This is a genomic window from Thermobacillus composti KWC4 (assembly GCF_000227705.2).
Classification (GTDB): Bacteria; Bacillota; Bacilli; order Paenibacillales; family Paenibacillaceae; genus Thermobacillus; species Thermobacillus xylanilyticus.
Map to the genome: position 1 here is coordinate 2,339,974 of NC_019897.1, position 25,303 is coordinate 2,365,276.

The 25,303-nt window shown below is 59.6% G+C and carries 17 protein-coding genes; all 17 read right to left on the reverse strand.

Annotated features, from left to right (window positions below; all coding sequences use genetic code 11):
- Positions 1-232: 232 nt before the first annotated feature.
- Positions 233-1,336: an ABC transporter permease gene (locus tag THECO_RS11030; RefSeq protein ID WP_015255120.1), complete on the reverse strand. Its 1,104-nt coding sequence runs from the start codon at positions 1,334-1,336 to the stop codon at positions 233-235.
- A complete protein-coding gene (locus THECO_RS11035) occupies positions 1,336-2,262 on the reverse strand; it encodes an ABC transporter ATP-binding protein (protein WP_015255121.1) in 927 nt (308 codons plus the stop codon). Before THECO_RS11035 ends, THECO_RS11030 begins: the two co-directional genes overlap by 1 nt.
- Positions 2,263-2,425: 163 nt before the next feature.
- Positions 2,426-3,595, reverse strand: a complete 1,170-nt coding sequence (locus THECO_RS11040; protein WP_041853884.1) for an SGNH/GDSL hydrolase family protein — start codon at positions 3,593-3,595, stop codon at positions 2,426-2,428.
- A 32-nt stretch (positions 3,596-3,627) separates the two neighbouring features.
- On the reverse strand, positions 3,628-5,136 hold the full coding sequence (locus THECO_RS11045) for a glycosyl hydrolase (protein ID WP_015255123.1): 1,509 nt from the start codon (positions 5,134-5,136) through the stop codon (positions 3,628-3,630).
- Positions 5,137-5,560: 424 nt separating this feature from the next.
- Entirely contained in the window at positions 5,561-6,619 is a 1,059-nt protein-coding gene (locus tag THECO_RS11050; RefSeq protein WP_015255124.1) for a glycosyl hydrolase, read from the reverse strand.
- 89 nt (positions 6,620-6,708) lie between these two features.
- Entirely contained in the window at positions 6,709-7,704 is a 996-nt protein-coding gene (locus tag THECO_RS11055; RefSeq protein WP_015255125.1) for a carbohydrate ABC transporter permease, read from the reverse strand.
- A gap of 23 nt (positions 7,705-7,727) precedes the next feature.
- A complete protein-coding gene (locus THECO_RS11060; protein WP_015255126.1) occupies positions 7,728-8,630 on the reverse strand; it encodes a carbohydrate ABC transporter permease in 903 nt (300 codons plus the stop codon).
- Complete coding sequence (locus THECO_RS11065) at positions 8,627-11,203, reverse strand: DUF5696 domain-containing protein (RefSeq protein WP_015255127.1); 2,577 nt, start codon at positions 11,201-11,203, stop codon at positions 8,627-8,629. Before THECO_RS11065 ends, THECO_RS11060 begins: the two co-directional genes overlap by 4 nt.
- A 15-nt stretch (positions 11,204-11,218) precedes the next feature.
- A complete protein-coding gene (locus tag THECO_RS11070) occupies positions 11,219-11,836 on the reverse strand; it encodes a Yip1 family protein (RefSeq protein WP_015255128.1) in 618 nt (205 codons plus the stop codon).
- A complete protein-coding gene (locus THECO_RS11075; RefSeq protein WP_041853885.1) occupies positions 11,826-13,280 on the reverse strand; it encodes an NHL repeat-containing protein in 1,455 nt (484 codons plus the stop codon). Before THECO_RS11075 ends, THECO_RS11070 begins: the two co-directional genes overlap by 11 nt.
- A gap of 20 nt (positions 13,281-13,300) precedes the next feature.
- Positions 13,301-14,170, reverse strand: a complete 870-nt coding sequence (locus THECO_RS11080) for a carbohydrate ABC transporter permease (RefSeq protein ID WP_015255130.1) — start codon at positions 14,168-14,170, stop codon at positions 13,301-13,303.
- A 4-nt stretch (positions 14,171-14,174) separates the two neighbouring features.
- Complete coding sequence (locus tag THECO_RS11085) at positions 14,175-15,047, reverse strand: carbohydrate ABC transporter permease (protein WP_086010550.1); 873 nt, start codon at positions 15,045-15,047, stop codon at positions 14,175-14,177.
- A 105-nt stretch (positions 15,048-15,152) separates the two neighbouring features.
- Entirely contained in the window at positions 15,153-18,038 is a 2,886-nt protein-coding gene (locus THECO_RS11090) for an extracellular solute-binding protein (RefSeq protein WP_232427680.1), read from the reverse strand.
- 539 nt (positions 18,039-18,577) lie between these two features.
- Positions 18,578-19,966, reverse strand: a complete 1,389-nt coding sequence (locus THECO_RS11095) for an ABC transporter substrate-binding protein (RefSeq protein ID WP_015255133.1) — start codon at positions 19,964-19,966, stop codon at positions 18,578-18,580.
- Between the two features lie 423 nt (positions 19,967-20,389).
- Positions 20,390-21,430, reverse strand: coding sequence for a LacI family DNA-binding transcriptional regulator (locus tag THECO_RS11100; RefSeq protein WP_015255134.1), 1,041 nt, complete (start codon positions 21,428-21,430; stop codon positions 20,390-20,392).
- Positions 21,431-21,510: 80 nt separating this feature from the next.
- Positions 21,511-22,398 carry an ATP-binding cassette domain-containing protein gene (locus THECO_RS11105; RefSeq protein WP_015255135.1) on the reverse strand — a complete coding sequence of 296 codons (888 nt, stop codon included), beginning with the start codon at positions 22,396-22,398 and terminating at the stop codon, positions 21,511-21,513.
- A gap of 4 nt (positions 22,399-22,402) precedes the next feature.
- A complete protein-coding gene (locus tag THECO_RS11110) occupies positions 22,403-25,273 on the reverse strand; it encodes an ABC transporter permease (RefSeq protein ID WP_015255136.1) in 2,871 nt (956 codons plus the stop codon).
- Between the last annotated feature and the right edge of the window lie 30 nt (positions 25,274-25,303).

The window sequence follows — 25,303 nt, forward strand, 5'->3', positions numbered from 1 at the left end:
TCACCGCAAAACGGACGCGCCCGCCCGGGAGGACAGTGCCAGCCGTTTTTGCTTGACCTATCAGTTAGACGGCGCAACCCCGGAAAAAGTTACGAAAAATTAATCAAAGAATTGTTTCGCGTCATTTTTCGTTCCAGCTCTTCCGCTTTGTGGAGAAAAAAAGCCGCCCCCTGCTCATACGCGCCGGGTGACGGCCGGTTGCAATTTGCGACACGAATCGGCATTTCACATTTTACCAAGTGGCGGATCGGCGGCGGAACAGCAGGGTGGCCAGGAGGAACGACGCGACTCCCCACGCGGCGAGCACGGCAAGATTCAGCCACATATCCGCGTTCATCCCGCTGCCGTAGATCATGCCGGCGCGGATGCCGTCCACGAAGTACGTCAGCGGCATCACATGCGACACCGGCTTGAGATAGCCCGGCAGCACATTGACATCGATGAAGATGCCGCTCAGGAACATCATGATGAAGCTGACGAGATTCGAGATGCCCATGTAACTTTCAAGCGTCTTGCTGGCGGCAGATATCAGGTAGCCGAGCCCGGAGAAAGCGAGCGTCCCGACGATGAAGATGAGCAGGAACGTCAGCGGTGAGAAGTCAACGTTCGCCCGGAAAGCCGCTACGCCGATGAGCGTCAGCAGGATAACCTGCACGATGCTGAGGACGAACCTGGCGCCCACATTGGCAACCCCGAACAGACGCATGTTAACGGGCGTCATCTTGAGCCGCTTCAGTAATCCTTTGCGGCGGATTTCGACGAGTCCCACCATGCCGAACAGTCCCGATTGAGCAATGGACAGCGCGATCACGCCCGAGAGCAGAAAATCAGAAACTTTCAGGCGGTTGTGGCTTGCCGATACATATTCCGTCTTCAGATCGAACGCGGGAGCAATGCCGGTTGCGGCCTGATTGGCTGCTGCCGTCAGCTGCCCCGCAATGCTGCCCAGCGCCTGGGACGTCGAGCTGGTTTGCCCTTCGGCGTTGAGCAGCAGCCGGAAATCACCGGCTTCGCTGCTGTCAGGCAGGACAAAGACGGCGTCGAGGCGTTTTTCTTTCAGCCGCTTCTCCGCTTCCTGAAGATCGAGATCCTGCTCGATCTTCAGCACGCCGGTCGCTTCCGCCGATTGAACGAACGCTTCCGCCGCCGCGCCGGATTTGTCTCCGACGATTGCGACCTTTGCCGAGAAGTCGCTGTTGCCGCCGAAAATGATCATGAAGATGACAAGCAGCAGGACGGGAAACATGATCGACCAGAACCAGACTTGCCGCTCGCGAAACGTCTCTTTGAGTTGCGCGTCGAACAACATGCGAAGCTGCTTCATGTTTTTCGCCATCAGTCTCTCCACTCCTTGCCGGTGAAGGCGATGAATACGTCCTCGAGGCTCATCTCGCGAATCGAAATCTGCTCGACGGTCAGCCCGCTTTCCGACGCGAAGCCGAGCAGATGGTACAGTGTCGCTTCCGGCTTCCCGGACCGGATCCGGAGATGCGCGCCCGTGCGATCAACCCGCGTCACGTTCGGCTCCGTCCGGGCGGCGCCTTCCGCAGCGGCGGCCGCGGCTTCGTCCGCAAGCTTCAAATGGATTTCGCGTTCCTGCGTCAGCCTGCCGATGAGTGCCTTGGGCGTATCCATCGCGATGATCCTGCCCTGGTCGATGATACACACCCGGTCGCTGAGCTGCTCGGCTTCCTCCATATAGTGGGTCGTGAGCACCGTCGTCTTGCCGATCTCCCGCAGCTTGAGCACGATGTCCCAGATGTTGCGGCGCGCTTGCGGATCAAGGCCCGTGGTCGGCTCATCGAGAAAAATGATTTCCGGGTCGTTGATCAGGCCGAGCCCGATCGCAAGGCGCTGCTTCTGGCCGCCCGACAGCGTCTTGACCATTTTCCGCCGATGATCCGTCAGATTGATCAGCTCCATGATCTCCGGGACCGGCCGGTGGCGGTCATAGAACGAAGCGAACAGCGCCAGATTCTCCTCGACGGTCAGCAGATCGAACAGCGCGCTGGTCTGAGGCTGGACGCCGATCCGCATTTTGATTTTCTCCGCATCCCTGTCCCAGGTCATGCCGAGCACCGAGATCGCGCCGCTGTCGGGGCGCTGCAGTCCTTCGATCATCTCGAGCGTCGTCGTCTTGCCGGCACCGTTCGGGCCGATAATCGTGAACACTTCGCCCCTGTTCGCCGTGAAACTCACTTCCTGAACCGCTTGCACGCTGCCGAAAGACTTCGACACCCGCGATACTTCCAACACATGCATAAAGCGTCCCCTCCTGACGCGCAATTCACAGCCGCGTACGTCTGCCGCTGCACGCCCCCACTATACCGCCGTCCCGGCCGTTCCGCCACGGTCCGAAAACGGAAAACCGGCTCGGTCTGAAGACCGAGCCGGTGAACCCGCGCCTTTAGGTGAACCCGCGCATTTATCGGATTGCGGCGGCAAGCGCCAGCCGGAAGTTCGTCCCGCCGCAGTCCGGGCGGCTGCCATGGATCACTTCCAGTTCAAGCCGGTGCGGACCGGGTTCCAAAGTCTCCGTCAGCACGGAAAGCCGGAACCAGCCGTCCGGACCGACCCAGTCCGGCCGTTCGCGCGCTTCCGTTCGCCATTCTCCGCCGTCGATCCGCCACCGGAATTCGGCGGACGTCTTGCCGAAATCGAAGGCTAGCGCGACGCCGCGCCCTTCGAAATCGAGCTCGAACCCGGCGCCGACGGCGGCCGTCTCCAGCACCTGGTCGATCCATGCGTGATACAGCCAGCGCCGGAGCGTCCACGGCCCGCGGGTCCGGACCGCATCAAGCGGCAGAAGCACGCTGTTTCCCCAGTGGTCCGGATGCAGCGGCTGCGCCAGCGCCCTCGCCCGCGCCGCATCCCACGCCGCGTCGGGCTGCCGCTCCAGCGCCTCCTCGAGATAGCGGATGACCGCTTCCGCGTAGGCGTAGCTGCCGCGGCTTGTCGGATGGAGGCCGTCCGGCAGCCATTCCTCCCAGCGCATAAAGCCGCGGCGCACCTGATTCAGCGCGTGCAGCCCGACCCAGACCGATCCGGCGCCGTAATGTTCTGCCATCTGCTCGAACTCCGCGATCGACGCCGGCATCCTGCCCTCCATCATCGCCTCGTACATGTCGTGGCAGAACGTGTAGACGAAGACGAGATCCCGGCCCCCGTCTTCCAGCAAGAGCTTGCGGATGAGCCCTTCGCGCGTCCGCATCCGCCGGTCGGTCGGCGTGTCGTTGTCGTTGACGGCGAATTCGATGAATACGATATCGCAGCCGCGGTCGATCAGATCGCGCTTCGCCCTGAGCACCGCGAGATCGCTGCCCGTGGCGCCGATCGCGGCATTCTCGACGACGAAACGCGTGCCCGGATAGCGGTCGACCAGCCAGGCGACGACCGGCTCCGGCCAATTGTGCCGCGGCCGGCCATCGGTGATGGAGCCGCCGATGAATCCGATCACCGCCCTCCCGGCGCGGATCGCCTCCCGCAGCCTCATCAGCCCGGCACGATGCCGGATCACCTCATGCGCCATGCCGCATCTCCCTTTCACCCGGAAATAGTACACAAGCGCTTCGGCCTGATCCTCCGAAAAGAACATCCACACCGCTTCATTGCCTTCGAACGGACTTTTCAGGCGGTAGGATCCGGCAACCCGTAGGAGTACAGGTTATCGGGAAGTTTATCTCGCGTGATCACGTAGTCGCTGCCATAAACCTTCTGCAGATGCTCCGGTGTATTGCTGATGCCGTCCTGGATATAGTCGCCCGTCCAGGTCACGAAATACAGCCAATTCGCGCGGTAAGCCTGCAGCAGATCCGGATCCGGAATCGGTCCGTTCTCGGCCAGCGCAACCATTTTCGTGTCATCCCGCAGTTGGACCAGATGTTCGTATTTCACGGACAGCGGGTTGTAGTCACCCGGCGGTGCGTAATAGTCCGTCGACAGGATATCGACCACGTCATCGCCCGGATACCAGTCCGGTTCCTCGGAGTTCCATACCCAGATCAGGTTGTTCAGACCGTGATGATTGGTCATCCGATCATATAAGAGGCGGTACAGTTTCTTGTACGGTTCGGGTCCTTTGGCTCCCCACCAGAACCAACCGCCGTCCGCTTCGTGCAGCGGTCTCCAGAGCACCGGAATCTTCGCGTCACGCAACCGTTTCAACTGCTCCGAAATCACGTCAATGTCGCGAATGAGCACCCTGTAGTCTTCCGAATCGGGATTTGCCAGCGCATAGGCAAAGTCATAAGTTGTCGCATCCGCGTAAAATCCTCTCCACCACGGATGTTCCGAATGGTTTATCAAATCTTTCGGCGCGTTCCAATGCCAGTGGATGGTGACGATCCCGTTCTTCGCCCCCCACTCCAGCGCCTCGTCAACCGCTTTGCCTTTGGTCCCATTCTCGACGCGGGTTGGCGAATAATCCATCATGTCAAGCCCGAGAATCGCAGGGAATTTTCCGGTTTTGCTGTAAATCCACGCCGCGTTGATCAACTCCGTCTGACCGGAAATGATGCCCTTGCCGTATGTATCCACCAGGTAGTTCATCAATGCCCGGGCTTCACGGCTTGCGTTCGGATTTGAAAGGTTCTTCTCCACTCGATGATCTCCGTCTTTCACCGTTGATGGCCGCAAAATGATGTAATCGAGATTGAACCAGCCCCAGCCCTTATTGACAACGATGGTGTTCTCCCCCTCATGAAGGAACACGTTGCCGATGGAAATCTCTTCAAAACCCTGATACCCTTCGGCCACATCATGCTTCAACGTAACTTCGGCGGTATTGACACCATTGACGGTCAAAAACGTATTCTTCGGACCATTTGCGGCATTGTAGCCGAGAATGGCCTCGTACAGCCCGGCTCGGGACGCGTGGTGCGTCAGGGTGATTGTCCCCTCATTCCGGATGGCGACATATCCTCTTCCCGAATATCCTTCTGCCTTGCTCGTCGAACTCTCGTCATGTTCCACATTGGCGTTCCCGGACAGGATACCGTCTTCCGCTTCGAGTCTCACTTCTGCAATGCTTTGGTTGATTCTGAATTCCCCTCTCTGCGTCAGGAGGACATACATCAATGCGGCGGATATCAGTACGACAATCAGAATCAAGACCAATCTCGCCCGCGATGCATTCATGTCGGATCAACTCCATCAGGTACGCGTGATGTGGTTCTCATTTTCCGTTGCAAAGCAACGCGCGGCTCAGCCTGTGACACCCGTGCGTTCTATGCTCTCGACGAAATACCGTTTATTCGCGTTGCCTCTTGCGACATGTCTCCGGTCGCGAAAATGCGCTTGTACGATCCCCTTCGTCTTCAACACCACGTTATTGTTAGGTTTGTTATGCGAAATAATAATAACATATTATTGTCCATCCATCAATTTTGTTAGTGTATAATATTGAAATGATCATATCACTTGCCCTCGCTTGCAGATTTGAAGCAAGTTCTTAAATTCTTCATCGTCTGAAGTCTGAATCGCCGATCCTTGCCTCACGGTCCGGAAAAGGAAAACCGGCTCGGTCACAAGACCGAGCCGGTCAACCCGTGCGATTATCACATCATGCCTTCTCACCGTTCTCCCTTTCCTCCGGCAGCGGATAGCGCGTCAGATCCGGCAGCTCATCCCGCGTCACCGTGAACGGGTGGTCGTAAAATTTCCGGAGCATCCATCGCTCCGTGTACTTCTCTCCGACATCCCATTCGCCGTCCTCCCGCCGTTCGCAGACAAACGAACCGTACCAGGTGCAGTTCCACGCCCACGGCGCGCCGTCGGCGATCATCCGGTCCGGATCGGGCAGCGGTCCGTTCTCCGTCAGCGCGATGATTTTGTTTTTCGCCGTATATCCCAGCGCCTGCTTGAAGCGGTCGATGTGCGAGACATACGTCCGTTCCGGCGGGTAAATATCTTCGCCGATGATGTCCACGAAGGCGTCGCCCGGATACCAGTCCTTGTGCTGGCCGTTCCATACCCAGATCAGATTGTCAAGCGCATGTTTCCGCGTCAGCTGATCGAACAGGATGCGCCACAGCTTGATGCACGGTTCCGGTCCCTTCGCTCCCCACCAGAACCAGCCGCCGGAAGCCTCGTGGAGCGGCCGCCAGAGGACGGGGATGCCCTCGTCCCGCAGCTGCTTGAGACGGGCGGCGATCGCATCGATGTCGCGCATGAGGAGGCCGAACGCCTCGGACGAGTCGTCGCGCAGCGCCGCCTCGATGTCGAAGGTCGTCGCTTCCGTATAGAACCCGCGGTGCCAGACCCGGTCCGGCGGCTCGTCGATCAGATCCGTCGGCGCGTTCCAATGCCAGCAGAACGTCACGATGCCGCCCTGCCTCCACCAGTCGATCGCGCGTACGGTATCCGTTCCGACCGTTCCCCGCTCGATCCGTGACGGCGAGTCGTTCATGAAATCGAACCCGCCCACGGCCGGATATTTGCCCGTCGCGCGGAAAATGACATCCATCTCCGGCGTCTCGTCAATGCCGTATTGCTGCCCCGTCAGCATCCGCCGGCCGTACAGATCGCACAGATACGCCATCAGGCGCCTGGCATTCTCCGACGCGCGGGGACTTACCAGCGTCGGTTCGACGTTCAGCCGGCCTTGCAGATGCTCATTCATCCTTCGGTGCCTCCTTGAGCAAAAGCGCTCCGGGCGCGGATCAAGCCGCGCCCGGAACCGACAGTCCCGCAGCGGCATCCTCCGGCCGGTCAGCCAACGACGCCGGTGCGCTCGACGCTCTCCACGAAGTAGCGCTGCACGAACAAATACATGATGATGAGCGGCGCGATCGCCATCAGAATGCCGGTATCGACGATCATCGCCACATGGTTCGGATCCGCCCTCGCCTCCGTTCCGACCAAGCCGAGCAGTTCCGGCAGGAACTTGTTCACGTTCGCCGGCAGGGCCGCGACTGCGTTCGCCATCAGCTCGCTGTTGCTCATGAACAGCGAAGCGTAGAACGTATCGTTGTACTGCCAGACGAAAGCGAACAGCATCACGGTGATGATCGGCGGAATCGCGTTCGGCAGCATGATCGTCAGGAACGTGCGGATGCCGCCCGCCCCGTCGATCAGCGCCGCTTCCTCGATCTCCTTCGGCAGCCCGCGGAAGAACTGCCGGAATATATAAATGTAGAGACCCGATTTCAGGCCGACGCCCAGCGCCGATGTGATGATGGAAGGCCAGTAGGTGTTCAGCAGGTTGACGCCTTCCTTGCCCGTGAACAGCGTGACGAGCCCCAACACGTCGAAGTTCCGGAAATGCAGATACATCGGCACCATGAGCGTGCTCGCCGGGATGAGGATCGTCAGCACGACGAGCGCAAACAGCACATTGCTCCCCGGAAACTTGAACCGTGCGAATCCGTAGCCGGCCAACGCGCAGGATGCCGCCGACACGATCGTGGTCACGATGACAAACAGCAGCGTGTTTTGCAGCAGCGGCCAATAATTGAGAATGTCCATCGCGTACTTCACGTTCTCCATCGTGAAATGGACGGGAACAAGATAGATCGTCGGGTTGTAAATGTCCTCCGGACTTTTGAACGCCACGGAAATCTGCGTCAGGATCGGCCGGATGATGATGAAGCCGATGCCGATGATGAGGACGAGCCGGAAAATCGACCACAGCCACGCCATCGACTTGTTCCTCACCCGCTGATACCGCAGCACGATCGCTTCGTTCTTGAGCAGTTTCGCGTCCATGATCCATTCCCTCCTTTCGTCCGTCAGTTGTGGTAGAAGACTCTTCGCGAGATCAGAATGCCGATGATGACCAGCAGCAGACTGACGGCAATCGTGTACAGCCACGCCATGGCCGCGCTGAGGCCGAAATTCTGCGACTGGAACGCCGTCTGATAGATCCGCTCCGTTACCGGGCTGTCGGCGAACGAGTCGATGATCGTATAGATGACGTTCGTCAGGATGAGCGGGCTGACCATCGGGAACGTAATCTTCCAGAACGATTCATACGCCGTCGCGCCGTCGATCTTCGCCACTTCATACATCGAAGACGGCACCGATTGCAGCGCGGCGAGGAAAATCAGAATCTGAACGCCGGAGCTGCTGATGATCTCGTAAATCCGGTTGATCGCTTCCGCGATATACTCGACGAACCAGAGCGGTATGCCGGCATTGCCCAGCATCCGGACGACCATCATCGGGTCGAATCCAGACTGCTGCTGGGCCAGCTCCTGCGCAATCTCGGAGCTGCCGGTGAGCTGGATCAGACCGGATTGCTGCGCCGCGGCGACGGCGCCGGACGCCAGGATGACCGGCAGAAAGAAGACGGCCCTGGCGACCGACCTGCCCCGGAACTTCTGGTTGAGCAGCGTTGCCGTGAACAGGCTGAAGAACAGGATCATCGGCACGTCATAAACCATTTCCAGTATGGACTGCGTCAGCACCCGGTTGAAATCCGGGTCGACCGCGAGCGCGAACCTGAAGTTCTCGATACCGATGAATTCGAGCGTGAACCCGTTCGGCGCCACTTTCAGTTCGCTGAAGCTGAAGCGGATCGACTCGAGAAGCGGCGTCAGGAACAGGAAGAGAAAGCCGATCAGCCACGGCAGGATGAAGAAGATCCCGAGAAGCGATCGCTTCTGCGACAAGGTCAATCGTTTCTTGATCATCGGGAATCACCGCCCACCGTGAAGTTTTTCGCCTCGATCTTGACGCCGCCCACCGTCACCGGTTCATCGGTGTAGTTGACGAAGATCGCCGTGCCGTCCGAGTAGCGGACTTCGACGACGCCGTCCCGGTGGCGGATATGCTCTTCGATCGTCTGTGTCCGAAGGCCCGCCAGTGCGCCGTTCAGCCGCGCGTACAAGTCGGCTGCCTCGTCGATCCAGTCGGTATACTGCGTCGAGAACATGTAGTCGTAGCGCGTAAATTTCAGTTCAGACGACGATTCGTACGACCACAGGAAATGCGGGGCCGCGCCGTATTCGGCCAGACGGAGCAGATGCTCGCGCGTATCCTGCTCGTCGTGCAGATTGATCGGCGAACCGCCGTACTCGATGGACCCGTGCAGCACCATCTGATAGAACGGCACCGTTTCGTCCACGATGTTGAAGTTGCTCGTTTCCATCGGCACGTTCACGATCTGGTCCGCGTAAGGCAGCGCGTACGCGTTGCCGCCGGTGATCAGTACGTCTCCGTAGCGCTCGCTCAGCTTCGCGAGCTGCTCGGCGGCGATGTTCTTGGCGTTCTCGCGGAAGACAACGCGTCTTACCCGATAGTCCGCGTGAACGAGGTCGCCGAGATCCCGCAGCGATACCGCGTCAATGCCGTACTTGTCGTATCCTTTCATAAACTTGTCGACGAAGTGCGGCAGCTTGGCCGGCGACAGCAGCCAGTAATCGCCGAGGAGAGGGTTCATCCGGTTCAGGGCGCGGTCGTAAGGATGACGCCACGCCTGCTCCCGCGTCACGAAGCGCGCCGCGTCCGCCGCAGGTCTGAACGTGAAGTTGTCCCTCAGCACATGCTGCAGCGCGACGTCCGGGTAGAGCCCGCCGCCCATCGACTCGAGCCGGTCCGCGAGGTTCCGCAGGTCTTTCCTGCTGCCGAGCTTGCCCACCATATCCACCTTGGACGGAAGCGTATGGCTGAGACCGCCGTTGAACCAGCCGAGATACCGCATCCGCACGTTGCGGATGCCGCGGGATTCGAGCGCGTACGCGATTTCGCCGGCTTCCTCGACCGTCGTCATGGCCACAATCCCTTTGTACGGCACGCCGAGGAACGATTTGCGCTTGTCAATGGCGCCGAGCACGTCGACATAGAACGGCAGATCGCCTTCCGCCTGCAATGGCTTCAACTTGCCGGCCGCGCGAAGGCGTTCGCGGTACAGCTTCGCCATGCCGGAATAGGTGGCATCCGTTCCCGAAAGGAAACTGAAGCGGATCTGCAGATCCCCGGTATAGCGGTCTTCCGTGAGCAGCTGGATCTCCTCGACGCCCCGAGAACCTTTGTACAGTTCGAGCCAGTCTTCACCGCGGATCATGAAGCTGGCGTAGATGTTGTTGAAGCTGTTCTGCCGGCCGCTGATGTCCGCCGTGATACTCGCGATCGCTTCGCCGAGCTCGATCTCGGCGAGCCAGGCATGGTCCCCGGATTTGAGGCCGAACACCGGAAGCCGCGCGGATTCCGCGATCTGTTTCCGACGCCAGGCGTTGTCGTTCATGTCGTCACCATAGATGCGCTGGCTGTACACTTCGGCGTTCTTCTTGCCGTTGTTCAGATAGATCAGGCCGCCCGATCCATCCGGTACGAGCATGTAGCCCTGTTCCTCCGGACCGGCCGCGCCGAAAAATTCAAGCAGCTCGATGTTCCGGATTTTGAAGCCTTCCGCTTCTTCGATCTTGCTGCCCGGCACGTACACGACCAGCGAGTCGCCCTCGAGCCGGTATTCGACGACGACCGTAAAGCTCGGCTTCTCGGTCAGGGCGCCGCCGATGCCGTTCTCCTCGTTGTCGTACGCCAGGTCCTCTTCGGTATACCCGGCCTGCTCGAAAGCGGCCAGCACCCGGGCGAGGACGAGCGGACGCTCGACATACGAATCGAGCCGCTCCAGCACTTCGGGATCGGACTTGGTCGCGGCGTAGGCCCGGCGGAGCGCCGCCTGCGCCTGTTCGTCGACTTTGCTCATGATCTTCTCTTCGAACCGGGCTTTGCTGATCCGCTTCGGCAGCGCGTCGATGCCGGCTTCGGCGTCGCCGAGAACGTAGGTGATCCTCAGCCCGTTCTCGATGCTCTCCGTCGTGAATTGCCCGTTCGTGACGCTCATCGCGTAGTTGGTGAACGTGCCGAGCGTTCCGATTTCATCCCGGTAGTTCACCGTCACCTGCGAGGCGAGCGCTTCTTTCTCATAGGGCGAGGCGATCGGATCGCTGTCCAGGTCCTCCGGATTGCTCCGCCACACTTTGCCGCTCCGTTTGTCCAGCACGGCGATCTCGGTCGTCTCCTCGTGGTAATACAGCGCCAGGGCATCCGTCTCCGCGACCGGCTTCATGCCCGGAACGGCGTTCCGGCTGTCCGCGAGAAACTTGAGTTCGGACGCCTGCAGCATCTCCGCGGAATCCGTCGCATAGCGGGAGACGTCAACCGCGGGAGCGCCTTTCGTTGCAATGTAATACGTCGTGGCTGCGATACCGGCGACGAGGACGAAGGCCAGCACCGCGTACCACTTCTTGCGTCTGTTCACTGGTGCGGCCCCCTTCTAGCGGAATATGAGTTCACGATAAATGTCGTAGACGAACCAGTATATATCCATGCTGATCGTAAGCGCCAGCGCGCCGAGAAAGACGATGATCCCCATCGCAATGACGGTCAGGATGAGGGTGATGACCGCCTTGGCCGCCGTATACTGGTGAATCGTCATGTTGCCGACGAACAGCAGGTAGAGGAACCAGATGGCGCCGAAGGTGTTCAACATCCAGTAGAACGCCGTCTCCTCATTGGTCATGAACCGGCTGATGAAGGTCAGCGGCAGGTTGATGAGAATCATCGGCAGCAGCGCGTAGGCCGTCGCGATGACGATCTCCCTGAACTTGCCCTCGCCTTCCATGAGCGTCGTTACCGACCAGTTGGCGACGCAGAACAGGATGAACGGCAGCACCGTGTACATCAGATCGTACAGCGTGTTCAGGTAGCGCGGATCGTTGAAATTGACGAGAAAACCGGCGAACTGATTCATGAGCGACGTGGCGACGACCATCAGCAGCAGGATCGTCATCGCGACGCGCAGTCTGCCCTTGTTCTCGTATTTCAGATCCCAGAACCCGTCATACGGGTGGAAGATGATGTGGAACGGGAACTTGATCCAGTCATGCTTCATGACCCGCACTCCTTCCCAGCCGGACTCTCCTCGCGATGCGGAAGGCGACGAACGCGGCGATCAGAACGATGACCGTCGTCATGAACGTGCTGAAATGCTCCTGCATCACTTCCCTGCGGTATCGCTTGAAGGCGATGGAATAATATTTGCGCGACATGCCCAGCTTGAAATATTCCATCGCTTCCTTGTTCTCCTTCGCCATGAGCAGCGATTTGCCGATGCCGAGATAAGCGATGTCATAGTTCGAATTGAGGCGCAGCACTTCTTTCCACAGCTCGACCGCAGCCTCGGTGTTGCCGTTGTAATGGAGCGCGGTCGCTTCATGGACCAGCCGGCCGAACCTGGTCGGCTTGAAGACGACAATGTTGTTCTTGCCGCGGTCGAGAACGAGCAGTTTGTCCTTCTGCCATTCCACGGCGACCGGCGTGTTGAAGACGCCGAGCTGGGTGCCGCGGCCGCCGAAAGCGTAGAGCAGTTCGCCCTCGTCATTGTAGGTGAACAGGCGCGCCCGGTTCGAATCCAGCACGACATACATGCCGTCACCGATCACCTTGATGTCGGTCAGCTTGGACGGACCCGAATTGTTGCCATAGATCCGGTAGCGAATGTCGCCGACGTTCGGATAATGGCCGAACCGTTTGATGACGTCCTGACCGAGCGGATTGATCCGCTTGATCGTTTCTGTCGAACCGACGTCGATGTTCGTCGCGTACACGAATCCCTTGTGGTCGATATCCAGGCTGGAGAACTCCGTCGGAATGAACAGTACCATCTGCGCCTTCTGGGCGTCCGTCGCCAGCCAGCGCCACAGCCGGTCGGCCGCGCTGGGCTGAACCTTGATTGTGCCGACGTACCCGAGGAATTCGCCCTTCTCGTCGAACTGCATGATGCCCTCGTACACACCGCGCGCGATGACGAAAATCCGGTCCGCCCGGTCCGCCGTCACCCGGAGCGGCGCGAACTCGAAGTTGTCGGGCAATACTTCGGATTGCGGATTCTGGACGATCTTGACAAGCTTTCCGTCTTCCGTCAGCACGACGACGCGCCGTTTGTCCGTGTCCGCAATGTAGATCTCACCGTCTTCCGCCACGAAAATGCCGTTCGGATTGCCGAAGGTGTCGGACGTTCCGTTGTTGTCGAACCCGTCGATGATGCGGGTAACGTTCCAGTTTTCATCCAGCACGATGATGCGGTTGTTGCCGCTGTCCAGGATGTAGACGATGCCGTCCTTCGTCACATAGATGTCGTTCGGCATCTTGAAATCGCCGACGCCGAGCCGCAAGCCGTCCACGGTCCGCTCCGGCAGGAACGGCGCGGGCAGCGCCACGGCATCCCGGTAATAGTTGTAGGTGTACGCCTCGTAAGGCGCCGCCGCCTGGGCGGCGGGCGCGGCGGTCAATGCCAGCAGGGAAATGATCGCCGCTAGCAGAAGCGCTTTCTTCATTCTCACGCGTCGATCCCCCCTTAGTCCTTCATGCCGGACGTCGCCATCGTCTCGATGATGCGGCTCTGCGAGAAAATGAATATCGTGATCGGCACGCTCATCAGGATGAGCGCGACCGCGGCCCCCACACCCGCGCGCGCGATGCCGCCCTGGATGATCTGGTTCGAAGCGAAGTGGAGCGTCTTGAGCTGCTCGCTGTAGATGAAACCGTTGCCGTCCGTCCCCCACAGAATCTGGAAGACGAGGATGATGAGCGTCAGCCAGGCCGGCTTCACGTTCGGCATGACGATTGACCAGAAGATGCGGTACTCGCTGGCGCCGTCAATTTTCGCCGCCTCCAGCAGCGCGTCGGGAATCTGCTCCATGAACTGCTTCATCAGATAGAGCCCGAGCGAGTAGGCGAACGCCGGCAGGATGACCGCCCAGTACGTGTCGACGAAACCGAGCCACGACATGATCATGTAGTTCGGAATCGATGTGACCGCCGGCGAGAACATGAGCGACAGGACGACGATCTGGAACAGCACGTTCCGCCCCGGGAATTTGTGCTTGGCCAGCGGATAGGCGGCCGCCGAGGCGAAAATGACGTGTCCCAGCACGCCCATGCCCGTGATGAACACGGTGTTGAAAATGTACCGCGTGAACGGCACCCACGAGTTGCCGAGCAGTTCGACCAGATCGATGAAGTTGTCGAACGTAGGGTTGCGGACGAACAGCCGCGGCGGGAACAGGAAAATTTCGTCCAGCGGCTTGAACGCCGCGTTGATCGCAAAGACCAGCGGCAGCGCCATGAACGCGCCGAACACCGCAAGGAACAGGAACAGCATGAAGCTTCCCAGGAAGGACCGGTTGACGCGTTTTCTGCGGCGCAAGGACAGAATCATGTTCATGCGTTTATTGCCCCACCTTCCTGAGAAGTCGTTGGACGATCAGGTTGGTGCCGACCATCAGGATGAACAGGACGGTCGCAATCGCGGAAGCGAAGCCCATCTCGAACCGGATCGTGCCGAAGTCGATGAGGTGCGTGACGATCGTCTCGGCCGCGTAGTTGACGCTCGGAAACCCGGCGATGTTGATCGACACGTCGGCGACGGCCAGCGACGTCGTCAGCTGGATGACGGCGCCGAACATGAGCTGCGGGCGCATGGACGGCAGCGTGATGTACCACAGCTCCTGCCAGCGGTTCTTGACGCCGTCGACGGCGCCCGCCTCGTACAGCGTCTTGTCGACCGTCTGCAGGCCGGCGATGAACGCCAGGAATCCGGTGCCGAGGCTGAGCCACAGCTGAACGAGAATGAGGATGGGCAAAATATACTTTTCCGTCTTGAGCCACAGGATCGGTTCAAGAATGATCCCCAGCTTGATCAGCCAGGCGTTCGCGATGCCGTACCGGTCCCCGGAGAAAATGATCTGCCAGATGAAATAGACGTTCCCGGAAATCGACGGGGCGTAGAAGACGAGCGTCATGAACGCCCTGAGTTTCGGCCCGAGCTCGTTGATGATCCAGGCGAAGATGAAGCAGGCCATATAGCTGACAGGGCCGGTGATGGCGGCGAACAGCAGCGTGTTCTTGACGGCGATCAGGAACACGTCGTCCTCAAGGAACAGCCGCGCATAGTTCTGCCAGCCGATGAACCGCGGAAATTCGAGCATGTTGAAATAGGTGAAGCTGATCAGCAGCGACATGAAGACCGGCAGCACCGTGAACGAAAAGAACAGCAGCATGTAGGGCGCCATCAGAATGTACGAATGCTTGTGCAGCTTCATTTCCCGTTTCCGGGTCGCCCACCATGTGCGCAGGCGCGTCTGCCTGCCGGTGCCTGCCGGTGCTTGTGGTTCAATGGCGATATTCGACACGTTCAGTCCCTCCTCTTACTCCGGCAGGCCGAATTCTTTGCGCTTCGCGCGAATCTCGTCGTGAATGTATTCCACGTATTCGATGATCGTCTCCCGCGGCTCGTTGTTGCCGTTGACGACGACCCGGTAGAACGCGTTGATCAGATGGCGTCCGGTGAAATACCCGCCGGGCACTTCCGGGATGCCCTGCACCCACTGGAATTGCTCCTTCAGGTTCGTATAATCCTGCACCGGCCAGGGCAGGCTGTCGAGCGCCTCGATGTTGGCCGTCGGATACCGCGCCGCGGCGCCCATCAGGGCTTCCATCTCGCGGCCGAATTTCGTCTGCGTCTCGGCGGACGTCCACCATTTCATGAACGCCCAGGCCGCTTCCTTGTCCTGCGCGTTCTTCAGCATGATCGTGCCGACGCCGGTGCTCGTCACGTCGTGGCGGACCGTGCCGTCCACCTGCACCGTGCCCGGAACCGGCGCGAATCCCCACATGCCGCGGATTTCCGGCGCGAAGACGGTGAGCTGGTTGTAGATCGTATAGTCCCAGATGCCGATCGGCATCTCGCCGGTCCGGAACCGGTTCGCGAAATCGAACTCGCGCTCCAGCTTGTAGTCGGTATAGAACTCCGTCCACATCTTGAACGTCTCGATGGCGACCGGCGAATCGAGCCCCGACGCCCGGCCTCCGTCGCGGTAGAATTCTCCGCCGTTCTGCATGAGCAGCGCCGCGAACAGCGGGTTCGGCGGCAGGTTCTCGCCGGGATAGGACGGCGTGATGACGAGCGGCAGCCCGAACTGCATGTTGTTCTTGTTCAGGACGGCCAGCAAGGCGGCGACGTCTTCCCAGGTTTCGGGCACTTCAAGCCCCAGTTCCTTCAGGATGTCCTTCCGGTAGAACAGCATCGGGAAGGTCTGCGTCTCCGGAAGCGCATACACGCCGCCTTCATACGTGTACGGCACGAGCGCGCTTGGCCGGAAGCGGGCCGCCACTTCCTCGAAGTCCGGGAATTGGGTCAGATCGACCGTCGCGTTGCGCATCGCGTAGTTGACCGGGATGTCGCTCGCGATCTGCATCGCGACATCCGGCCCCTGGCCCGCCAGTGTGGCCGGCAGCAGGTTCTGCATCTGCACGAGCTGCAGGTTGACATTGATGCCCGTCTGCGGCGTGAACGTTTCGTCGATCATCTGCTTCAGCGTGTTCGCCTGGTCGCGGCCGCTGCCGATCCAGACGGTGATCGTGCGCCGGGCTTTCTCGTCGACGACGTTGCCGATCGTGTTGTAGTCGATGATGAACGAGTATGCGAACGTCAAGACCTGGTGCCTGAGCTCGCTGAACCATCCGCTTCCCGCCTTCGGGAATTTGACATCGGGCGAAGCGACGTAGAGCTCGTCGATCTCGAGCGGCATCTCCCGCGCGGTCAGCAGCCAGGTGCCGAGTCCGCCGGTGTTCTGCTTGAAAGCGACCAGCCGCCGCGGAATCGTGTCCGGGTCGTCGATCATCTCTTCGAGCTGATGGTACATCGTCTTCAGCATCGCCTCGGAGTTGCCGCTGCCGCCGGACAGCCGGCGCAGCTCGTCGCTGATCCGCTTCAGCCGGTCATGCTCGTATTGGAATGTCTCAAGCAGGTTCGGAATCTGGATGTGAACCCGGTAGTCGCGGAACTGGTCCGGAGAAGAGCCGGTGATCATCAGGATCTTCCGGTACATGCTGTTCAGGTTGAACAGACTCTCCTCGACTTCACGGATGAGCGTGGCGAATTCGCCAAGCGTATTCTCGAGCCGGATCGTGTTCTTCCCCTTGTTCAGCTTGACGAGGTACGCTTCTTTTCCTTCGCCGACGACGTCGATCCGATAACCGCTCTTGTATTTGAACGCGATGCGGTCCGCCTCCCGGAACGGAATTTCGCCGTTCACATACAGCCGGCGCGTCGAATAGATGCCGCGGACAAAATTTTGCTGCGATTTGAACGCGATTTTGTACAGGCCGGTCTCGGGAACTTCCACTTCCCATTCGATCCATTGCCCCGGTATGCGCCAGTTGTAGCCGCCGATCGTGTTGATGCGCACTTTCGACGGGCTGTACGGCGTGACCGCGGAGGTCGAACGCTCGGTCTGGGGGTAGAGCGTCGGCGATGATTTGGCTGTCGCATCCTCGCCCTGGACGGTGAGCAGGAAGCCCGATGTTTCCTTGAGTCCCTCCGCGCGAAATTGTTCGATGACCTCGGCATAGGGGGCCGGCGGCTTGTATTGGAACAGCTTCAGCTGGCGGATGACCATCGGCTCGCGCGACGAGACGAGCGAGATCGTATGGCGGCCGGCCGAGAAATAGAACTGGAACGGCTGCTCGTAGTAGCCTTCATAATCCTTGAACAGCATCTCCCGCCATTCGGGCTTCTCGATCTGCTGCGGACGAAGGTCGTTGCCGCGGTTGTCGCGCTTCACTTCGTCGTACTGATTGTCCCAGATCCGGTCGAACTGCAGATAGGCGGCTTCCTGGAACGGCACCTCGCCGTCGATCAACAGCATCCGTTCGATGCTGGAGCTTTTCCCTTCGATCGGATAGTACAAAATCGAAACATGGTAAAGCCCGCTCTCCGGAATGTCGACGGTCCAGTCCACCTGGCCCTGTTCGCCGGTGAGCAGCGAAGCGCCTTCCTGTCCCTCGAATCCGTCAAGCACTTCGAAGCCTTCTCCGTGAACCGCCTGATACCGGGCGGCGTCGATCACGATCTCCCTGTCCGGAAGTGCAGCGCTTTCATATTGGACCAGATAATCTTTGTATTCGATTCGACCGTCGACGAGATCGTACAGATCGTTGACATCGAATGCCAGGACGTTCGACAGATTGCCATCCGCGGCGGTGTCGGCCTTGACAAGCGGACCGGGCGGCAGCAGTCCGAACGCCGTCACGGCACATAAAGCGGATATTGCGATGTTTCTCAGCCGTGGTATCCCCTTCAAGGTCAGCCCTCCCAATTCAGTAAAACGGCTTTCGCCGTCCCGCGGACGGCCGCATCCGTTTTGCGTCGAAAGACAAGCCAGCCGATCCATGCTTATCTTTCAAACAAACGGCGAACCCGCAAGCTGGCTTGCTCGTCCGCCGCACATGAGCGCAACGCCCCTCTTCCGACGATGCCTCAATTACATAACAATCGTATCATCGAACAAAACAATAGTCAATTATAATTCAATATATTCTTAGTGTTTTGTTTGGTGTTGTTTTTCATTCGGAATGTATTCCGCTGTTGGGGGAAGGCAGATGTATTCTTAGAATGACGCGGAATTAAGCGTTGAACCACGCTTGTTTTTTCAAGCGGAGCGCAACGGTTGGCGCGCGGTCTGGATGCCCGAAATTTTTGCATAAGGAACCTAAAAATAATAACAAGAAGAGGTGCACCATGTTGCGCGGTACACCCCTTCCTCCGTCGATTACCGGCAAATACCGGTTGTTATCTTACCTTCTCAAGCGCAGCTTCCGCGTCCTGTCTGTACTTCTCGATGGTGGCGGATACCGATTGGTTCTGCATGATGATTTCATCCATGATGGCGTAGAACGGGAAGTCGGGGATGCCTTCTTCGAGCGAGAGACGACCCGTGCCGTTGATATGCTGCAGCGCCATGTCGATATCCTCCTGCGTCTTGAAGCGGGACTCCAGCCAGTCTTGACCGAGATATTCGGCCGTCGACTCGAAGTCGAAGCTTTGCTCGAAGATCGAGTAGACGATTTGCGGATCCTTGACGCCCTTGAGAATGAACCAGGCGTTCTGGGCCGTATTCGCATACGTGGTCTTGCCGTCGGATTGCGGGCCGGCCGGGTTCGGCACGACGCCGACTTCGAAGGTCAGGTCGCCCATGTTCCAGTCATAGTTGACCGACATGAGGACGTCGCCGTCCTTGAACGTGTTCGTTTCGTTCCAGTCCATCTTGTTGCCCGTCTTGACCTTGACAACATTCTCGACGTTGTACAGGCGATTGACGAATTCCAGTGCTTCGATCATCTTCGGATCCGTCATGCCGAGCGTCAGGTCTTCGTTGACGAACAGCGCGCCGTTCGTTACGCCGAAGTGGCGGGCTGCGTCAGCCGCCCAGCCGGCGTAGCCGAACGTGTCGAGCGTGCCGTCGTTGTCCGTGTCGCGCGTTGCATCCTTCGCCAGCTGCAGGAACGTTTCCCAGTTCCATTGGCCGGCATTGTAAAGTTCTTGCGGATCTTTCACGCCGAGCCGCTTCACGAGGTCGCGGTTGTAGTACATACCGACGATCGAAACGCCCGGTTCGCCGAAAGCATACTCAACGCCGCCGATCGGCGTCAGCTTCCTCATCAGGCGTTGTTCGTTGTTGATGTCATCCGTTGCGCTGGTGAATTCGCTGAGCGGGAGCACCAGGCCTTGCTTGACGACCGGGATGGACCGCTTGACTTCCATGATCGCGATGTCGGCGAACGGCTCGCCCGCGAGCGTGGACGTCGTCAGTTTGTCCATGTATTCTTCAAACGGAATGTTGATCCATTCAAACGTGAAGTTGTATTTCTCTTCCAGTTCGGCAATCTTGTCGAGACGCGCCTGCTCATCGACCGTGTTGCCCGCCGGTTTCGGGTCCCACCATGCGGCTACGCGGATCGTGCGGCCGCCGAGGTCGACCGGCTCCGGCTCATCCGCGGGCTGCTCCGAGCTGCCATTGTTTGCCCTGCCGCCGCTGTTGGAGCCGCTGTTTTCGGTCTGCGTACCGCTGTTTGCGCTGCCGCCGCTTTCGTTGTTGCTTTTTTTGCCCCCGCCGCCGCACGCTGCCAGAACCAGCATGACCGCGACAAGCAACAGCGAAAGCACTTTCATTTTTTTCATCGCCAAACCTCCCAATTCAAGATCGAGTTGCTCTGTAAGCGCCGATTGACGGCACTTGAGCGGCCGATCGACATCGGCCAATCCCCCGAGGAAACGTTTACAACAAAACGCCCGACACTACAGCTGCCCATCACCACCGCAACCTATATTCGGATTTATTGCAAAACAATCATATCACCGCAAGTATATTCAGTCAATATTTATTTGGTTTGTTGCGTCAATTATTTTTTAATTTTGTTTGGTTTTGTTTTGTTGTGCATGCTTGTTTGTTAGTCAAACAACATCAGGCGGTTCTTCCGAAACGGCGCTGCCGCATGCCGCTTCGGAAGAACCGCCTGATTGCATCGCCCGCCCCGGGCCATCCGTCAAAAATGTTACGCGCACACTGCATCCGTCACGCTGCCGGAACGGCGCGCCGCCCCGTCAGGAACCCGGCGAATGGTTTCCGGTATAAGCGTGGGATTCGCGGATGATGACATCGCCGTACAGCAGCTTCCGCTCGACGGCCGAATCCCGATTCAGAATACGCCACAGCATCTGGTCGACGGCGCGCATGCCGAGCAATTCTTTGTTGACATTCACCGTGGCGTAGATCGGGTGCGTCGTGTTCGTGTTGTCGAATCCCGTTACCGCGCAGTCGCGCGGCACGTCGAAGCCGCGTTTGCGCAGTTCATCGATCATGAACTCGGCGATCGTGTCGTTGACGCAGACGAATACTTCCGGCAATTCGTCAAGCGGCAGCTCGGGAATCAGCTTGTACAGCCGCTCGCTCGCATCAGGACTGATCAGTGCGGGATCCTGCTTGTGCTCGATGCCGTAGCTTTCCAGCGTCGCCCGGAACGCCAGCCAGCGCTCGAAGTAGCTCTGCGCATCGTTGATCGTGCCGACAAACTGGAAGCGCCGATATCCTTTGCCGATCAGCTTGGTCGTCAGATCCTTCATGCAGTTGTAATTGTCCGTGAAGACGGTGTCGCAGTGGAACGCCGGGTCGGCGTGGTCGACCATGACGACCGGAATGTTCAGACGGCGGATTTCCAGCAGAATCGGCGTCGAGATCGTGCCGATCGTGATGATGCCCTGGATCGCTTCCGGCTTGACCAGCGAGAAAATATTGTCCCGCGACGGTTCGGTAAGCGTCAGGATGTCGATGCCTTTCTGGTTGAGCCGGGACGAAATGCCTTCGAACACCGGCCCCCAGTAAACGGACTCCTTGTTCTGGTACCGGATGTTCGGAAACAGAATGACAATCGTCCCCGTCCATTTGCGGTCGACTTCATCGTGCAATTCCCCGGAGAACCGCTTCGGTTCGTTGTTCTTGAAGTAACCTAGCTCTCCCGCCGCCTTCAAAATCATCTCCCGGGTCGCCGCACTGACGCCGCTTTTGCCCGTAAGCGCCCGCGATACCGCAAATTTCGAAACACCGGCGAGATCGGCAATCTCCTGGATCGTCACTCTCCGTTTCATCTTCCCTCATCCATTCCCATCCATTCCCCGAAATTTCGTGTCGAATCTGGATTGCTCCTATCATTATACCAATTTTCGTCTCACTGTTCCTTATTTCCCGCATCCGCGGGCAGCAGCACAATCCGGTCGTTCTCGAGCCTGAGCAGCACCTTGTCGGCGTCCTTTGCGCCGACCGCTTCCAGGTAATGCTCGGGGACCTGGATGCGGCCCGAACGGTCCATGACGGCGTATTCAATATGGGTGTCGAAGGCGTCGTCCGCCCCGACGCCCGCTCCGGCGTCCCCGCTCTGCCGGAGGATCATCTCGGATGACGTCCGCCCGTCGCGAATCGCAACCACCCGTTTCACCTGCTTCGCCAGGCTGAGGTCATGGGTGACGATGACGATCGTCAGCCCGAGCTCGGCGTTCAGCTTGCACAGCAGTCCCATGATCTGCGCGGACGTCCGGGTATCGAGCGCGCCCGTCGGTTCGTCCGCCAGCAGCAGTTTTGGCCGGTTGGCCAGGGCGATGGCGATCGCGACCCGCTGCTGCTCGCCTCCCGACAGCTGCTCCAGGCGGTTGTTCGCCCGATGGCCGAGTCCCACCGCATCAAGCAGTTCCATCGCGCGCATCCGCTTCTGCTTCCGGTCGTGCAGCAACATCGGGATTTCGACGTTTTCCCGCGCCGTCAGATAGGGAATCAGGTTGCGCGCCTTGTTCTGCCAGATGAAACCGACCGTCTCCCGCTTGTAGCGGGTCAGCTCCTTGTCCGTCAGCTTCAGCATGTCCTTGCCGTCGACATGCAGCTTTCCCGCAGACGGGCGATCCAGTCCGCCCAGCATGTTCAGCAGCGTCGACTTGCCGCTGCCGGAGTTGCCGATGATTGCCATCATCTCGCCCTGTTCGACCTGCAGATTGAGCCCCTGGAGCGCCACGACTTCAATATCGGCCGTCTTGTAAATCTTCACCAGATTCTCGCAACTGATCATCGGATCAATCCTCCCCGAGTTTGACCGCCTGGTGGATGTTCATCCGCTTCAGCAGCCAGACGAGAATCAGAAGCGCCGCGGCAAGCATGACCGCCGTCACGATCGCCAGCCGGATGATGTCGGAATGGTCCGCTACGACCTCGAACGGCGGCACGATTTTGCCCGGATCGAACGAAAGCTTAAGCAGCGGCACGAAGATCCTTCCGGCCGCGAGTCCCGTCCCGAGACCGATCAGGAAGCCGGCGCCGGTCGTGAGGAGCTGTTCGACGACCAGCATACCGAGCAGCTGGCGGAACGAAATGCCCATCGCCCGATAGATGCCGAGCTGCAGCATCCGCCCCTGCAGGGACAGCAGCCAGAACAGCATGAAGCCGATGAAGCTGACGATCAGCGATACGATAAAGCCGAGGCTCATGACACCGTTGACCGCCATGCGGAACGGATCGAGCCGGCTCTGTGCGACCGCGCCGACCGTATCCTCGAACTTCTCGAGCCGGATGTTCCGCTCGGTAATCGCATCGAGCAGCGCCTGCCGGTCCGCGCCTTCCTCCAGCTTCACCCAGACGTCGTAAGGCTCCAGCCCGATGGATTGCTGGATCGTGTCGAGATGCGCGACGACCAGCATCGGCGCCTGGCCGGACGGCCTGCCCTGCGCGGCCGTCGGATTCGGATTGAACGACGGGAAGTAATCGACGACGCCGTACACCGTCAGCCGCGTCGGCCGGCGGCCTTCCCAGCCGATGTCGATCGGGTCGCCGGACGCAAGGCCGAAATATTCCGCCGCCGTCCGGGAGACCAGCACCGCCCGCGGGTCCGGCGCGATCAGGTTCAAATATTCGTAAAAATGATGGGGCAACAGACCGTCCTTCATCCAGGCCGTCTCGCCGAAGGCGTCCGTCTCGATGCCCATCAGCGTCACTTTGCCGCTCTTCGTGCCGAACCAGGCGTCCGCGTCTTCCCGCTTGAACACCTTCGCCGCCCGCCGGACGCCGGGCAGGCTCTCGATCAACTCGAACGGCGGCTCCAGGTAGTTGATCCTGGACGAGACGACCGCCGGCCCCGACGGACCACCGGCACCAGGCGCCGATACGGGCGCATCGTTCACCCAATGCTGGCGCAGCACGATGTCCGCGCCGCCCGCGTACCAGACCTGGTCCTCCATGTTGACGTTGATCGTCCGGGCCGCGTTGGCGTTGTAGACTCCCGTGCCGATGGTCAGGACGAGGAACAGCATCAGTCCGTGATAGACGCGGTTGCGCCGGCTGACCAGGAGCAGCGTCGAATAGAGCTGCGGCGGCCAGGCTTTGCGCCCGATCCGGTAGATGAGCGCGACGAGCAGCGGATAAATCCGGATCAGCAGCAGCCCGGCGCCGAGCACGAACAGGGTTGGCACGGTGTACAGCAGCGGATCGGCCGACAGCGACTTCCCGTCCAGGCCGAGTTTCACAAGATCTTTCATCCGCTCGGTGAACAGCCAGTAGCCGTAGAACGCGAGGCCGATCAGGATGACATCCAGCCCGAACGTCATCCAGGCCGGCCGCTTGCCCTCGCGCGCCCTTGCCCGCTTCTGGTCGACGATCGTCACACGGGTCGCGGTCAGGACCGGCGTCAGATTGACGCCCCATGCGAAGACGGCGGCCATTCCCGCGTACAGCCAGCTCTCGGCGGTCATCTCGACGCTCAGCGCGCCGCGGTCGACGAAGTTCAGGAACGTGCCGGTCGACCCGAGCACCCGCGTGAATGCGGCGCCGATCCAGGGCCCGGCGGCCAGGGCGGCGGCGGTCAACAGGCCGAACTCCATGGCATAGATGGCGATGATATGCAGCCGCGAAGCTCCCCGGCTTCGGAGCACCGCGATTTCCGCCTGCTGCCGCTCGATGAGCATGCCGGACACCATGTAGAGGTAGAAGCCGATCAGGATGAGCAGCGGTACATTCAGCGACAAGAGCAGGTTCCGCAGCGTCATCTCGCGGTCGGCATAGGCCGTCATGGCGTCGCTGCCGGGGATCCACACCGAGGTGCTGACGGAATAATTGAAATTCCCCATCATGTCGGCCGCCATTTTCCCTTTCAGGTTCAGCACGAACGCCGCGGTTCCGGTGTCGTACGCGGTGTAGTCCGTGACGGCCAGCGCACCGACCTTCCCGTAGACGATCGGCCCGTCCGCCGGAAAACTGCCGCGGAACACTTCTTCCGCCAGAAACAGCGTGTTGCGCTCCTGCTGCAGATTCGACCGGCTCCAGTACGGGTCGTTCAGATCGTGTTCCGCAATAACGGCGACCGGCCTGATCACAATGTCGCCGCGGCTGACCCGGGGATCCTCGATCCGGAATTCCTGGCCGAGCAGCATGTTCAGTTCGGAGAGCGCCGCGTCGGTCAGCATGACTTCGTAGACGCCGTTCACCGGCTGCCGCTTCTCCGGCAGGCGGCCGTCGACGATGCGCACCTTGTCTTCGAGACCGCTGCGGGCCGCGAATTTCGCGGAGCGTTTCGGATCCGGATCGATGCGCGTCGGGTCGACAGGCGTCAGCGCGAACCGGACGGTCTCCATCACCCTTTGATCAAGTTGAACATTCAGCCTGTCATTGCGGACAATGACCGCATCCCAATAGGATTCATACCGCTCGACGATCGTCTTCTGCGCCTTGCGGTCGTCGGTCCGCATGCCGATGTCGATCGAGATGACGCCGGGATGATAGCCGGTATGCGCGTAGCTGCGGTCCAGATCCTGGACGAGCATGTAGCGGAGAACCGCGTTCTTGTACAGCGGCATGCTGGACGTGAGCGCGATGCAGCACAACATCCCCGCCAGCAGGCTGCCGACAAGCCATCGGTTGCGCGCCATCTTGCGCAGCAGCATGATGAGTACGGACATGTCGGGACTCCCTCATTTCTTCTGGCAGAT

Excerpts from the sequence above, each read along its gene's own strand:
- THECO_RS11030 (WP_015255120.1), bottom strand. The coding sequence starts at position 1,336 with ATGGCGAAAAACATGAAGCAGCTTCGCATGTTGTTCGACGCGCAACTC.
- THECO_RS11035 (WP_015255121.1), bottom strand. The coding sequence starts at position 2,262 with ATGCATGTGTTGGAAGTATCGCGGGTGTCGAAGTCTTTCGGCAGCGTG.
- THECO_RS11040 (WP_041853884.1), bottom strand. The coding sequence starts at position 3,595 with ATGTTCTTTTCGGAGGATCAGGCCGAAGCGCTTGTGTACTATTTCCGG.
- THECO_RS11045 (WP_015255123.1), bottom strand. The coding sequence starts at position 5,136 with ATGAATGCATCGCGGGCGAGATTGGTCTTGATTCTGATTGTCGTACTG.
- THECO_RS11050 (WP_015255124.1), bottom strand. The coding sequence starts at position 6,619 with ATGAATGAGCATCTGCAAGGCCGGCTGAACGTCGAACCGACGCTGGTA.
- THECO_RS11055 (WP_015255125.1), bottom strand. The coding sequence starts at position 7,704 with ATGGACGCGAAACTGCTCAAGAACGAAGCGATCGTGCTGCGGTATCAG.
- THECO_RS11060 (WP_015255126.1), bottom strand. The coding sequence starts at position 8,630 with ATGATCAAGAAACGATTGACCTTGTCGCAGAAGCGATCGCTTCTCGGG.
- THECO_RS11070 (WP_015255128.1), bottom strand. The coding sequence starts at position 11,836 with ATGAAGCATGACTGGATCAAGTTCCCGTTCCACATCATCTTCCACCCG.
- THECO_RS11075 (WP_041853885.1), bottom strand. The coding sequence starts at position 13,280 with ATGAAGAAAGCGCTTCTGCTAGCGGCGATCATTTCCCTGCTGGCATTG.
- THECO_RS11080 (WP_015255130.1), bottom strand. The coding sequence starts at position 14,170 with ATGAACATGATTCTGTCCTTGCGCCGCAGAAAACGCGTCAACCGGTCC.
- THECO_RS11085 (WP_086010550.1), bottom strand. The coding sequence starts at position 15,047 with ATGAAGCTGCACAAGCATTCGTACATTCTGATGGCGCCCTACATGCTG.
- THECO_RS11095 (WP_015255133.1), bottom strand. The coding sequence starts at position 19,966 with ATGAAAAAAATGAAAGTGCTTTCGCTGTTGCTTGTCGCGGTCATGCTG.
- THECO_RS11100 (WP_015255134.1), bottom strand. The coding sequence starts at position 21,430 with ATGAAACGGAGAGTGACGATCCAGGAGATTGCCGATCTCGCCGGTGTT.
- THECO_RS11105 (WP_015255135.1), bottom strand. The coding sequence starts at position 22,398 with ATGATCAGTTGCGAGAATCTGGTGAAGATTTACAAGACGGCCGATATT.
- THECO_RS11110 (WP_015255136.1), bottom strand. The coding sequence starts at position 25,273 with ATGTCCGTACTCATCATGCTGCTGCGCAAGATGGCGCGCAACCGATGG.